Below are 12,604 nucleotides of genomic sequence, written 5' to 3'. Positions count from 1 at the left end.
ATAGCGGATATGAACCAAGTCTTCGGCAAACAGGGTGCAACGTCCGGCAATCGGCCACTCCGGCGAGCCGATCAGGCATCCCTTCGATCACTCCATTGCAGCATTGCGATCGGCCCGCGGGTTACCCGCCGATGTGTATCCACGTATATCCCAACCGCGGTTGCGAGCAGTTCCCTTGCTTACCTAGTCGTAGCGCGGGAGCGCGCGACACATAAAGCGTAACCCTGCTAATACGAGTCATCACGGTCAAAAGTGCCTGCGAACCGACGAAGATGTCGTGCTGCACGACTGTTCTCTCGAGAAATTCCACCGCTGCGGGTGCCTATGGGGGCAGGTGCGGTGGCCACCGGGTACCGATGGTCGTTCCCTCGGTCCGCGCTGGTAGCTGCGCCCGTTGCCACGAGTGGAAGAGTGCAGGTTCCGGCGGGTACTGGCTGCATTGCGCGCCTGCGGTTTGCGTGTTGACCGTTGGATGCGGTAGGGTGCGACTTTGACTTTATGAGCCGGACAAGTCCATGAACAAACAGGAACTCATCGACGCAGTCGCCGCGGGCGCGGGCGTCAGCAAAGGCGACGCGAGTAAAACCGTCCAGGCGGTGTTGGATGCGATCACGGACGCGGTGAGCCGCGACGAAGCGGTGCAGCTCGTCGGTTTTGGGGCGTTTTCGCGGGGGCAGCGCTCGGCGCGTACCGGTCGCAATCCGGCGACGGGCGAGGAGATCGCCATTGCCGCGGCAAATACTGTGAAGTTCGCGGCCGGCAAGGCGTTTAAGGACGCGGTGAACGGATCGTGACATCGTGCGAGTTGCGCCTGGCCGCCTATGCGGGGCCGCCCCCCGTGAGAACGGCCGGCGGCGTCGCGTTCGCGCGGGTGCACGCGTGTGACTTGATTTGCCGGTCGACCGAATTGTCCAGACAGTGTTTGTACAATCCACGTCTGGCCCCAAGTTCGCGAAAAACGTGGATCGCGTCTCAGTCCAGCAATAGCGACTCGACCGCTGTTCGTGAGTTCGTGCACGCGGCACGGAGCTTCGCCGACGCGTGACGTCGGCGATATCCGCTGGACCACCCGTTCTGTTGTTTGGATCGTCTAAAGCATGCGAAAACACTTCTCCTTGCGCCGCCGACCGCTGACAAAGGTGCAATTGCTCCCGCTTCCCGCCGACCAGGTCCGCCGCTTGTCGCTCAAGCACCATCTCGCGTTTGCAGCGCTATGTAGCGGATGCGGTGACGTTGAGTCGATCGCCACGCTGTCCAATATGCTCGCACTCGCGTTCCACTTACGGGCGGACGGCGAAGCCGAACTATATCGCTGCGCGGATTCCGCACTCGCTCAGTGCATTGCTCGGGTAGAACGCGGGGACGCGTGGACCTTGACGGACGCTGAGCGGGCTGCACTCGAACCGTTGCTTCTTGTCCATGATGAGCAACTTGCTGCAGTGCCTGTCCATCGCTACCTTGAAGTGCTGGAGCAGGTGCAGTATGTCGGCACGCCGGCCTTTGCCTTGCCGATCGAATCCGACTGATACTCGAGCGTTCTGCCTGCGGTGGCAAATGCACCGAGCGTCTGATACGCAGGGATGAACCTGCAAGGCGGCACAGCCAACACGAGGTCCGTGTGTGGACGTCGAATTCGACAGTTTCTACGTAGAACTTTAGGAAGCGGCTTAGGAACTGGGTAGTTGTGCAGTGAAAGTGCACCACGGTGCTCCTCGCCGAAGTGGTTCATTCCATGGCGGGATCCGGCAGAACGGAGGGGAACATAGTAAGGGCTATGTTGCCCTTCATTTCGGGAGATGCGCCGCACGATAGTGATTGATCGACAAACCGTAAGCGGGGCCTGGCAGAATGATGGGCAGTCGGTTTGATTCCATGGGCTCCTCGCCTCCGCCAAAAAATGGCGAGAGGGCGCTGAGCCACCTCCAGTCCGCAACAGGGAGCATCTTCTTCAAATAGCTCCGTCGTTGCTGTTCAACTGTCCCAACGACGGGTTCACGACGGCTCGATTCGGTACTGGTCAGATGAGCTTCATCGTGACGTTCTTCAACTGCATGTAGTCGTGCAACGCGGCCATGCCTTTCTCGCGCCCGATTCCGCTTTTCTTGTAGCCGCCCATCGGCGCCTCGACGGCGCGATCGTGGTAGGTGTTGACATACACGGTGCCCGCTTCCAGTTGCGCCGCGACGCGATGGGCGCGGCTGACATCCTGCGTCCAGATTCCCGACGCCAGACCGTATTCCGTATCGTTTGCGATCCGGATCGCATCTTCCTCGGTATCGAACGGAATGAGCACGCCAACCGGCCCGAAGATCTCTTCCCGAACGATTCTCATGTCGGCAGTCACGGCGGTGAAGATCGTCGGCTTGATGTAGAGGCCGTCGTCGAGCCCCGCGCCGGTCGCTTGCGCTCCGCCGGCAATGCAAACGGCGCCTTCCTGTTTCGCGCCGGCGAAGAAATCGAGGATCTTGTCGAACTGCGTGCGATTGGCGATCCGACCGAGCGTCGGGAACGCGTTGTCGCGCCCGACGGGAAACGCCGACGCAGCTTCGGCGATCATCGCGCTGAATGTGTCGAAAATGCTACGCTGAACGAGCACACGCGTGACCGAATGTGCGCCGGTGATCTCCGTGCTGCCGGCTGACGCGCACAAGCCTGGCCCTGGCGGCGGCAGCAAGACGCGGTCGGCCGGGGTGCCGATCGCGCAGGTCGAGGTGCGCGTCGTCGATGGCGCAGGGCAGGACGTCGCGCGCGGCACGGTGGGCGAGCTCATCGCCAGAGGGCCGACGGTCATGCAGGGCTACTGGAACAAGCCACGGGAAACCGCGGACGCGTTGCGTGACGGCTGGATGCATACCGGTGACGGCGCATATCAGGACGAGGACGGCCATCTCTACGTGGTCGACCGCGTCAAGGACATGATCGTGACCGGTGGTGAGAACGTGTATTCGGCGGAGGTCGAGAACGCCATTGCGACGATGCCCCAGGTTCTGCAGGCGGCCGTTATCGCGATTCCGGACGAACTGTTCGGGGAGCGGGTCCATGCGGTGATCGTGCCGCGCGCCGATGCTGTGCTGACCGAGGAAGCGGTGATCCAGCATTGCCGGAATCTGATCGCGGGTTACAAGGTGCCGCGCAGCGTCGAGTTCCGGGATGCGTTGCCAACCTCGGCGGCAGGCAAGCTGCTCAAGCACGCGTTACGCAGGCCATTCTGGCAAGGTCGGGAGCGTGCCGTGAACTGAACGATGCAGGACCCGACGCGGACGAGCAGCGGTACGGTGTGACGTCGAACCCGGCCGTACCGACGCCGCGCCTGGGTTCCGGTCAGCTCGCCTCGCTCGAGACGGGCTCGGGATGGATCCGCTCGTGCTCCTGCCGCTTGAGCAGGTCGAGCGCCACGTCGACGATCATGTCCTCCTGACCGCCGACCATCCGGCGACGCCCGAGTTCGACGAGAATGTCCACCGTCTTGAGTCCGTACTTCCTTGCCGCTAGCTCGCTATGACGCAGGAAGCTGCTGTAGACACCCGCGTAGCCGAGCGCCAGCGTCTCGCGATCCACCCGCACCGGGCGGTCCTGCAACGGGCGAACGAGATCGTCGGCCGCGTCCATCAGCTTGTACAGATCGGTGCCGTGGTTCCATTCCATGCGTTCGGCCGCGGCAATGAATACCTCCAGCGGGGCGTTGCCGGCGCCGGCACCCATGCCGGCCAGGCTCGCATCCACGCGATCGCAGCCGTTTTCCACGGCGACGATGCTGTTGGCGACCCCCAGGCTCAAATTGTGGTGGGCGTGCATCCCGGTTTCTGTCTCGGGCTTGAGCACATCCTTGAACGCGAGAAAGCGTTCGCGCACGTCGTTCATGCTCAGCGCGCCACCGGAGTCGACCACGTAGCAGACGGTGGCGCCATAGCTTTCCATCAGCTTGGCCTGCTGCGCGAGATTCTGCGGCGTGGTCATGTGGCTCATCATCAGGAAGCCCACGGCCTCCATGCCGAGGTGGCGCGCGTACTCGATGTGCTGCTGCGAGATGTCGGCCTCGGTGCAGTGCGTGGCTACGCGCACCACGCGCGCGCCGGCCTCGTAGGCGGCCTTGAGGTCGTGCACGGTGCCGATACCGGGCAACAGCAGCGTGGCGATTTTCGCGTGCTTGACCACGCTGGCCACCGCTTCGATCCACTCCACGTCAGTGTGTGCGCCGAAGCCGTAGTTAAAGCTCCCCCCCTGCAACCCGTCACCGTGAGCGACCTCGATGGAATCGACTTTGGCCTCGTCCAGTGCGCGGGCGATCTGCATCGCCTGCTCGACCGTGTATTGATGGCGGACGGCGTGGCTGCCGTCGCGCAGCGTCACGTCGGAGATGTAGAGTTTCTTTTGAGTCATGGCAGTCTCCTCAAGCGACCAGCGGGGAGAGCATGCGCTCGGCCATTTTCTCGGCCGTGCGCAGTGCTGCACTGGTCATGATGTCCAGGTTGCCGGCGTAGGCCGGCAGGTAGTGGGCCGCACCCTCGACTTCCACGAAGATCGACGTCTTCAGTCCGCTCATGCGGTCGCCGACGCCCGGAATGCGGATCGGCCGGTCGGCCTCGATGCGATCGAACTGCACGCGCTGCTTCAGGCGATAGCCGGGCACGTAGGCCTGCACCGCTTCGGCCATGCGCTGCACCGAGTCCTCGATCTCGCCGATGTCGGCGAAGTCGCTCAGCGTATAGACCGTATCGCGCATCATCAGCGGCGGTTCGGCCGGGTTCAGCACGATGATGGCCTTGCCCTTGGCCGCGCCGCCGACTGCCTCGATGGCCTTGGAGGTGGTCTCGGTGAATTCGTCGATATTGGCCCGCGTGCCGGGGCCGGCACTTTTACTGGAGATGCTGGCCACGATTTCGCCGTAGTGCACCTTCGCCACGCGCGACACGGCAGCCACCATCGGGATGGTGGCCTGGCCGCCGCAGGTCACCATGTTCACGTTCGTGGCGTTCAGGTGATCGTCGCCGTTGACTACCGGAACGCAGTACGGGCCGATCGCGGCCGGTGTCAGGTCGATCACGCGCAGGCCGGGCTTGCGCTCGCGCAGTAGCGCGTCGTTCTTCACGTGTGCTCCGGCGCTGGTCGCGTCGAACACGATGTCGATGTCGTCGAACACCGGCAGGCGCGCGAGGCCCTCGGCGCCCTCGTGGGTGATGGCCACGCCCATGCGCTTCGCACGCGCGAGACCGTCGGAAGCAGGGTCGATGCCGACCATCGCGCCCATTTCGATGTGCCGGCCGTGCCTGAGGATCTTGATCATCAGGTCGGTGCCGATATTGCCGCTGCCGATGATGGCAGCCTTGAGTTTGCGGGTCATGTAAGGCTCCTTGAATCAGTAGGCCATCGCGTCCGGTCGCATGACCGGCTGCCGTGCACGCGAGGCCAGAATGGTTGCGGCAGTGAACCGGATCGTTTGCGCGGGCTCACGCCGTGGCGAACGCGGCGGTCACCGATCCGAGTCCGGCTATCCGCACGTCGAATACGTCGCCGCCGGCCACGGGCACCATCGGCCCCAATGCACCGGAAAGCACCGTGTCGCCGGCGCGCAGCGGACGCCCCGCCCGGGCCATGACCTTGGCGAGCCAGAGCGTTGCGTTCAGCGGCGATCCCAGGCAGGCGGCGCCCACGCCGGACGACACCGGCGCGCCTTGGCGTTCCATCACCATGCCCGCCTGGCGCGAGTCGAAATCGCCCAGCCGTTTCGGTGTCGAGCCCAGCACGTACAGGCCCGACGACGCGTTGTCGGAAATGGTGTCCGCGATCCGGATATCCCAGTTGGCGATCCGCGAACCCACGATCTCGATGGCCGGAACGGCAAACTCGATGGCGCGGAACAGATCGGCCACGGTCAATTGATCGCCGTCGAGGTCGTGCCCGAGGACGAAGGCGATCTCGGCTTCGACCTTGGGCTGGAGCACGTCCTTGAGCGAGATTTCCTCGCCTTCGGTACGCGCCATGTCGGCGAACAACATGCCGTAGTCCGGCTGGCCCACGCCGAGCTGCTTCTGTACGGGGACCGAGGTCAGCCCGATCTTGCGTCCGACCAGGCGCCGTCCAGCGGCCAACGCTCGCCGCGTATTGATCTCCTGAACCGCATACGCCGTGTCCAGATTCGTCTCGCCGATCAACTCGCGCACGGGCGCCACGGCCACCCCGGTCCGGGCGGCTTCGTAGAGCAGGTCGGCGATTTCTTCCACGGCACCGGTCGCCGCGGTATCCAGTTTGTTCATGCTGATATTTCTCCTCGATTGATGCCTGCTGCAATTTCCGCGCGTGGTGTCCCGGCCGTCCGGATCGGACGGCGCTGCGCGTGCAGTGGGAGCCGGCCCGGCGCGCCGGGCCGGCAGGTCAGGCCGGTGCCTGAAACTTGTGTCCCCAGATGCTGATGCGGTCGTAGCGCACGACCGACCAGTGACGGGTCACCTCTCGCGCGCCCCAGCCGTATTCGACCGCGAACCCCGAAGGCGTGGCGCCGTAGAATGAGACCATGTGATCGTTCGTATGTCGGCCGAGCGTCATGACGACCGCGCGATCGGCTTCGAACCGGTCGTACGCGAGGCCCACGTCATCCATGCTGTCGGTTTGCAGCATGAAGTGATGGAGCCTCTTCGTGCCGGGCAGCTTGGCGAACGCGAAGCTGTGGTGACGGCCGTTGCAGTAGAGGAAGTAGAGGGTTACCTGCATTCCTTCGCCCAGCTTCCAGTCGATCACGTCGGCAAGCTGGAAGCCGAGTGCGTTGGTATAGAAGGCGAGCGCTGCGTCCGCATCCGCGACGTTCAGCACGTAGTGACCGATACCCTGGTCGCCGGTCTGGAATCCGGACACGCCGGTGGGCGACGCGAAGGGCCGTTCGAACAGCTCGGTACCGCCGTAATAGACCTCGATGCGATTGCCGAACGGATCGTTACACGAAATCAGCCCAAGAACGCCCCGCTTGGCGGTCAGTTCCGCGCCCTCGACCTTGACGGCCACGCCGTGGGCCTCGAGGCTTTGCCTGACCTCCTGCAGACCCTGTTCGCTTTCGACCTCGTAGCCGGAATACAGGTAGTCGTCCGCCGGCCCGTGGCTGACCGACAGCCGCCACGCGCGCGAGTCGATTCGAAACGTCGCTTCCGTCTCGTCGGCGGCGGCTTCCATCAGCCCCAGCTTCGTGGTGGCGAAGGCGCGCCAGGCGCGCACATCCGCGACTTCGAAGCCAATGTAGCCCAGTCTCTTGATGCTCATGACGCTTCTCCCGTCTCAACCGAAGTGCTTGTCGAGGCATGCGCCCAGACTGGCGTCGAACAAGCCTCGCACGCCCATGCCGCCGTCGCAGTTCAGCACGCTGCCGGTGAGCGGGACGATGTCGCCGCGCGTCGCGAAGAACACGTAGGCGCCGGCGTATTCTTCCGCCGTGGCGGCCTGCCCGGTCGGCAGGACGGATTTCAGCATGTCGTCCAGCGGGAAGGTCGAAATGCTCTTGTCCTGCAAGTCCAGGGTCTTGAGCCCGCGCAGATCGCTCCCGAGGATCCCACCGGGGGCGATGCCGTTGACCCGGATCCGCGGCCCCCATTCGTGCGCGAGCTGCTTGATCAGGCCGATCACGGCATGTTTGCCGGCGGTATACAGCACGCCGCCGCCGCCGGGGTAGAAGCCGGCATTCGACACGGTAAAGATCGCGCTGCCCTTGCTCCGATAGAGCGCCGGCAGTGCGGCTTTCGCGGCCAGGATGTAGCCCTTGACGTTGACCGCGAACATTTCCTCGAATGCTTCGGAGATGAGGTCGTCGGGAATGTCGACCAGCTGGGTCAGGTAGTCCCAGACGCCGGCGTTGCCGACCAGGCAGTCGAGCTTGCCAAACGTCTCGACGCAACGGGCCACCGCTTCACGATGGCTGTCGAGCGACCGCACGTCGCCTTCCACACCGACGATCGCATCGCCGTGGCGTTTGCGGAGTTCCTCCAGGCCTGCCGCGGACTTGTCCAGTACCGCGACCCGGGCGCCTTCGGCGACGTAGCGATCCACGATCGCTCGTCCCAGACCGGCGCCGCCACCCGTCACCAGCGCTACTTCACCATTGAGTTTCATGTCGTGTCTCCTGACTGCATGCGCGCAAGATCGCGCATGCTGATTGAAATGTCTGCCAGTCGTGCCGGATCGAGTGCCGCGCGCGCTTCGACCAGGCGTGTCGCCATCGCGAAGTCGCGCGGCGCATCGACCGCGACGACGGCCTGGATCCTTCCGTCCCGCAGCCGGAACAGAAGGGCCGCGCCGCTGCCGAGCGTGCCGCGCAAGACGAACTCGCCGGGCCCTTCGATATCGCCCGCCATCTGCATCCGATGTCCGGCGATCTCGGTCCACGACACCGGCACCTGCGGTGCCGCTACCGTCTTTCCGACAATGGCCGCCGCGACCGCGGCCGCCTGGCGCTGCGCGTTCATGTAGGTTTCGAGCGAACGCCGGCCGCCATCGCGCAGTGGCCAGCTCGCCACGTCGCCGACCGCGAATACGCCGTCGACAAGCGTCGCGCCGCAGTGATCGACGATGACGCCGCGATCGCAAGCGAGTCCCGCCACGCGCGCGAGCTGATCCGCGGGCTCCGCGCCGATGCAGACGAGGGCGCTGTCAGCCGCGAACCGGCGTCCGTCGCCGGCCAGCACCTGTTCGAGCCGGCCGTCACCGGCAAAGCCCGCGACACCCGTGTTCAGTTCGACCTGAACGCCCAGTTCCGTCAGCCGGCCGCGCAGCCAGGCGCCGATACGCCGCCCCAGTACGCGCACCAGCAATTCGTCGGCGCCTTCGAGGATCGTGACCGACAGGCCCAGCTTGCGTGCCGTCGTCGCGACTTCGCAACCGATCAACCCGCCGCCCGCAATCAGCAACCGGGTTGAGGGTGTCCAGTGCTCGCGCAGCGCCTGAACGTCGTCGTAGGTGCGCAGCGTCACGACGCCGGTCAGCTCGCTGCCGGGCAATGCGAGCGTTCGTGCGCGGCTGCCCGTCGCGATGACGATGGCGTCTGCGCACAGCGTGGTGCCATTGTCCAGGCTGATCGTCCGTGTCGCCGCATCGAGGGCGGTGACGTTCGGGCCGGTAAGCATGTCGATGTGCGCCTCGCTGAACCAGTCGGCCTCCACCAGGTGGGGCGGCCGCTCGAGGCTTCCGTCAAGCACCGCCTTGGACAACGACGGTCGGTCATAGGGCAGATGCGGCTCGCTGCCGATCAGCGAGATCCGCCCTTCGAAGCCCTCGGCACGCAGGGCCTGCGCGGTCGTGAGGCCGGCCACGCCATTGCCGATGATCGCGACATGCGTAGTCATCATTTCACCTCGCCTGCTTCCAGATCGACGTGCACCTCGCCGCCTTCCACCTTGAGCGGAAATACCTTGAGGGGCTTGCACGCAGGCAGCGCCTTCACCTGCCCGGTGCGCACGCAGAATTTGCCGAAATGCAGCGTGCATTCGACGACGTCACCATCCAGATAGCCATCCGACAACGCCCAGTTCCCGTGCGTGCACATGTCCTGCACGGCGAAGAACTCTCCCTCGACGTTGCACACCATGACCGGCTCCGGTCCGCCCTCGAAGCGCTGCATCTCTCCTGGCGGCAGGTCGACCTGCCGCAATATGTAGGTCCAGGCCATCGCGTCACCTAGAAGAAGAAACTGAGGTTGTTCGCCAGGATCGTGCTCTGGTCGATCAGGATGGTTCGATTCACGATCTCGAACCCGGCTTCGCTCGCGTTGCGGCGCAAGGTATCGCGCCGCTCGCCGGCGAAGATGTCGAGTTGCCGCTCCAGCCGGTTGCGATACACGATGAACGCGCTTGAGATCTCGTACTCGCCGTCGACGTCTCCATCGACGATCATCACGTTGCTCACCAGATGCCGTGTGCGCGATGCGGGGTTCTCCGACCAGCTCACGTCGGACGTGATCTTCCGCAGCCGGCCCTTCATCATCGTCGCGTCGTCGTCGAAGTGCGCGTACTCGCGGTTGCTCGAGTATTCGAGGCGTGCGTCGCGCATGATCCGGGTCGTGCGAATCGGCATGAAGTAGTGAATGTCTTCGGAGAGCAGTGCGAACCATTCCTCGAAGCGGCGATCGTTGAGAAGCTTTGCCTCCCAGTAGTAGAACTGCTCGATTTCGTGTTGCAGCTCCGGCGCGACCGGCGCGGGCTTGCGGAGAAAGACTTCGGCTCTTTTGACTGAGTCAAGCATGGTCGTTCCTTTGGATATCGAATTGTTAAGGGGCGCCGTATTCCACCCGGATCGAAGTCGAATACGGCTTCTGCCCGGCGCCGTTGCGTGGCGCGACGTATCGTTGGCTTCAGCGCGTGGCGTTCAGTGCATCCCAGTCGGACGAGGTCATCATCCGGCGCCACTGGGCATAGAGCCCGCGGGCCGCTTCCTCGCTGTAGACGTTGGTGCTGATGCGCCCCGGGTAGACTGGATCGTTGTCGATGGTCTGGTTCATGCTCATCTCGGCGTTGAACGGACGGCTGCGCGCCATGTGACCTTTGAGGATCTGCTGAATCTCGACCCAGTTTTCACCGTCGTCCTGCTCGAACACGCCGCCGGCAGAGAAGGTGCGCAGTGTCTGGCGACGGAACTCTTCCTTGATGTCGTCGGGTGCATCGGCGTCGACCACCGTAAAGGCCCATACCTCCACCTCGTTCGGCCCGCGCGGATGCCAGGTCCGGACCGTGTTGATGCCCGGCAGGAACGAGCACGTTGGGAAGACGGTCATGTGCTCGACCATCAGGTGCGAGCCGCGCTCGACGCTGCCCAGGCGCTCGGCCGCCTTTTCCGATGCGGGACCTTCGGTCCAGTAACTGGTGACCTTCGGCCCCATGATGGCCAGCATGAGGGCAGGGTCGCCGATGTAGAAGCCGCTTCCGTGGCCACCCCACGGCGCACGGTATTGCCGGCCGACGGTCGGCGGCGCAAGATCGGCCATTTCGAGGCCTTCCGGGAGGCCGGCCAGGATGCCCGACAGGTGCGAGGTCGTGCCGGCGTGGTACATGTCGCTGCAGAACTGTTCCGCGGCGAACTTCCAGTTGCAGGGAATGACCCACTTCTGCACGCCCGGGATCGCTTCGGTGCCGGCCTCGGTGCGGTCAAGCATGTGATCCATGTAGAACTTCGCCTCGCCCAGATACGTGTCGAGGTCCACGGCGTTCTCGTCCCAGTTCGCGAAGATCAGGCCTTTGTAGGTTGCCACCCGGGCCTTCAGCGGGCTCCATTCCTTCTTGTCCAGATGCGGGAAGGATTCGGCCTCGTACGGCACGTTGATGAGGTTGCCGCCCATGTCGTAGGCCCAGCCGTGGTAGCTGCAGGTGAACGCTTTCGCGTTGCCGGCATCGGAGCGGCAGATGCGCATGCCGCGGTGGCGGCACTGGTTCAGGAACACGGCGATGCTGCCGTCTTTCTGTCGCACGACGAGGACGGGATCCTCGCCCATGTAGCTCGTGAAGTAGTCGCCCGGCTTCCTGATCTGGGTATCGTGCCCGAGCAGCAGCCAGGACCGGGCGAACACACGCTCCAGCTCGAGCTGGTACAGGTCTTCATCGGTATAGATGCGCGGGTCGATACGTCCGGCACCTTCATCGAAGAGCGCCTGAATATCGTCGGTGCTCCAGCTCTTGTGCGGCTTGATAGGGGATGCGTCGGTATGGTTCATTGTCTCCTCACGTTTCGAAAGTGATGGATGGTGGGAAATCGCCGATGACACGTTTTCGGAATTCACGGCTACTTCAGTTTTCAGATCAATCCTCCGGGGTAAGGAATTCGTCGACCAGGCGGACGAATCCCTGGTTTTGCTCGATCTGCACCCAGTGGCCGCATTGACCAAAGACATGCAGCTGGGAGCGTTCGATCAGCTGATTCAGGCGCAGTGATGTTTCGAGCGGGATCACGCGATCGTCGCGGCCATGGAGAATCAGCGTTTCGTGTCCGATGGCCCGGATGTCCTGTTCGGGGCTGGCCATTGCATCCACCCAGCGCTGCCGCGGAGCTGGGAACATGGACGCGAACGCCTCCTGGAAACCCGGCCTGATGCTCGCGCGGTAACGCAGCTCGGCCAGTTCATCGGAAATAAGGCTCCGGTCGTACGCGAAGTAGTCCATGACCTTGCGCATGTTCGGCACCGACGGCTCATAACCCCAGACCGCGTTCAGTCCGTCGGTGAGCGTGAAACTCACGCCGACCGATCCCATCAGCACGAGCCTGTGGACTCGCTGCGGATACCGGATCGCGAACGCCAGCGACAGCGCGCCGCCGAACGAATTCCCGACGAGGTCGACCCGCTCGAGTTCCAGCGCATCGAGAATGCCGACCAGGTGTTCGACCCAGCTATTGAGCCCGTAGCGAATCCCTTGCGGTCGCTGCGTGAAGCCGAACCCCACCATGTCCGGTGCAATGACGCGGCGGCGGCGGGACAACTCGGGCATGACCGTCCGCCAGTTCGCCCATGCGGTCACTCCGGGGCCTGAGCCGTGCACGAGCAGGACGGGCTTGCCCGTGCCGGTGTCGTGAAGATTTGTGTCGATCCCGCCGGCTTGCACCATGCGACCGACTTCCGGGTTGGCATTCGTCATGTCTACAGAAC

13 protein-coding genes and 1 pseudogene are annotated in these 12,604 nt (G+C 64.0%); 3 read left to right on the top strand and 11 right to left on the bottom strand.

Translation table 11 applies throughout. From position 1 onward, the window contains the following. Positions 1-515 precede the first annotated feature (515 nt). Both QZM67_RS32855 and QZM67_RS32850 read left to right on the top strand, forming a co-directional pair. Positions 516-794 (top strand): HU family DNA-binding protein, encoded by a 279-nt coding sequence (locus QZM67_RS32855; protein WP_301809802.1) that lies wholly within the window; start codon positions 516-518, stop codon positions 792-794. A 303-nt stretch (positions 795-1,097) separates the two neighbouring features. Then, on the top strand, positions 1,098-1,526 hold the full coding sequence (locus QZM67_RS32850; protein WP_301809800.1) for a hypothetical protein: 429 nt from the start codon (positions 1,098-1,100) through the stop codon (positions 1,524-1,526). A 491-nt stretch (positions 1,527-2,017) separates the two neighbouring features. Here QZM67_RS32850 and QZM67_RS32845 read toward each other — a convergent pair whose 3' ends face one another. Further along, on the bottom strand, positions 2,018-2,557 hold the full coding sequence (locus QZM67_RS32845; RefSeq protein WP_301809798.1) for an aldehyde dehydrogenase family protein: 540 nt from the start codon (positions 2,555-2,557) through the stop codon (positions 2,018-2,020). A 43-nt stretch (positions 2,558-2,600) separates the two neighbouring features. Between QZM67_RS32845 and QZM67_RS32840 the strand changes: the two are divergent. Next, a pseudogene (locus QZM67_RS32840) lies at positions 2,601-3,239 on the top strand (class I adenylate-forming enzyme family protein); the annotation flags it as partial. 82 nt (positions 3,240-3,321) lie between these two features. Here the strand turns inward: QZM67_RS32840 and dmpG are convergent. From dmpG to QZM67_RS32790, 10 genes are all read right to left on the bottom strand, one after another. Continuing rightward, a complete protein-coding gene (dmpG, locus tag QZM67_RS32835) occupies positions 3,322-4,380 on the bottom strand; it encodes a 4-hydroxy-2-oxovalerate aldolase (RefSeq protein ID WP_301809796.1) in 1,059 nt (352 codons plus the stop codon). A gap of 10 nt (positions 4,381-4,390) precedes the next feature. After that, a complete protein-coding gene (locus QZM67_RS32830) occupies positions 4,391-5,341 on the bottom strand; it encodes an acetaldehyde dehydrogenase (acetylating) (RefSeq protein ID WP_301809794.1) in 951 nt (316 codons plus the stop codon). A 106-nt stretch (positions 5,342-5,447) separates the two neighbouring features. Continuing rightward, complete coding sequence (gene todJ, locus QZM67_RS32825) at positions 5,448-6,254, bottom strand: toluene degradation hydratase TodJ (RefSeq protein ID WP_301809792.1); 807 nt, start codon at positions 6,252-6,254, stop codon at positions 5,448-5,450. 118 nt (positions 6,255-6,372) lie between these two features. Continuing rightward, positions 6,373-7,248 (bottom strand): biphenyl-2,3-diol 1,2-dioxygenase, encoded by an 876-nt coding sequence (bphC, locus tag QZM67_RS32820; RefSeq protein WP_301809790.1) that lies wholly within the window; start codon positions 7,246-7,248, stop codon positions 6,373-6,375. Positions 7,249-7,263: 15 nt separating this feature from the next. Continuing rightward, positions 7,264-8,091 carry a cis-2,3-dihydrobiphenyl-2,3-diol dehydrogenase gene (bphB, locus tag QZM67_RS32815; RefSeq protein WP_301809788.1) on the bottom strand — a complete coding sequence of 276 codons (828 nt, stop codon included), beginning with the start codon at positions 8,089-8,091 and terminating at the stop codon, positions 7,264-7,266. Then, on the bottom strand, positions 8,088-9,320 hold the full coding sequence (locus QZM67_RS32810) for an NAD(P)/FAD-dependent oxidoreductase (protein ID WP_367620459.1): 1,233 nt from the start codon (positions 9,318-9,320) through the stop codon (positions 8,088-8,090). Before QZM67_RS32810 ends, bphB begins: the two co-directional genes overlap by 4 nt. Continuing rightward, on the bottom strand, positions 9,320-9,643 hold the full coding sequence (locus tag QZM67_RS32805) for a non-heme iron oxygenase ferredoxin subunit (protein ID WP_301809785.1): 324 nt from the start codon (positions 9,641-9,643) through the stop codon (positions 9,320-9,322). Before QZM67_RS32805 ends, QZM67_RS32810 begins: the two co-directional genes overlap by 1 nt. 8 nt (positions 9,644-9,651) lie before the next feature. Further along, entirely contained in the window at positions 9,652-10,215 is a 564-nt protein-coding gene (locus QZM67_RS32800; protein WP_301809783.1) for an aromatic-ring-hydroxylating dioxygenase subunit beta, read from the bottom strand. Positions 10,216-10,324: 109 nt separating this feature from the next. Then, the gene (locus QZM67_RS32795) at positions 10,325-11,677 is read right to left on the bottom strand and encodes an aromatic ring-hydroxylating dioxygenase subunit alpha (protein WP_301809780.1); all 1,353 of its coding nucleotides are present in this window, start codon (positions 11,675-11,677) and stop codon (positions 10,325-10,327) included. An 85-nt stretch (positions 11,678-11,762) separates the two neighbouring features. Continuing rightward, positions 11,763-12,593 (bottom strand): alpha/beta fold hydrolase, encoded by an 831-nt coding sequence (locus QZM67_RS32790; RefSeq protein WP_301809777.1) that lies wholly within the window; start codon positions 12,591-12,593, stop codon positions 11,763-11,765. Positions 12,594-12,604 lie beyond the last annotated feature (11 nt).

Origin of the sequence: Burkholderia sp. AU45251 (genome assembly GCF_030482905.1) — a bacterium.
In the GTDB taxonomy this organism is placed as follows: domain Bacteria; phylum Pseudomonadota; class Gammaproteobacteria; order Burkholderiales; family Burkholderiaceae; genus Burkholderia; species Burkholderia aenigmatica.
This window is presented reverse-complemented; position numbering and strand designations above follow the sequence as displayed.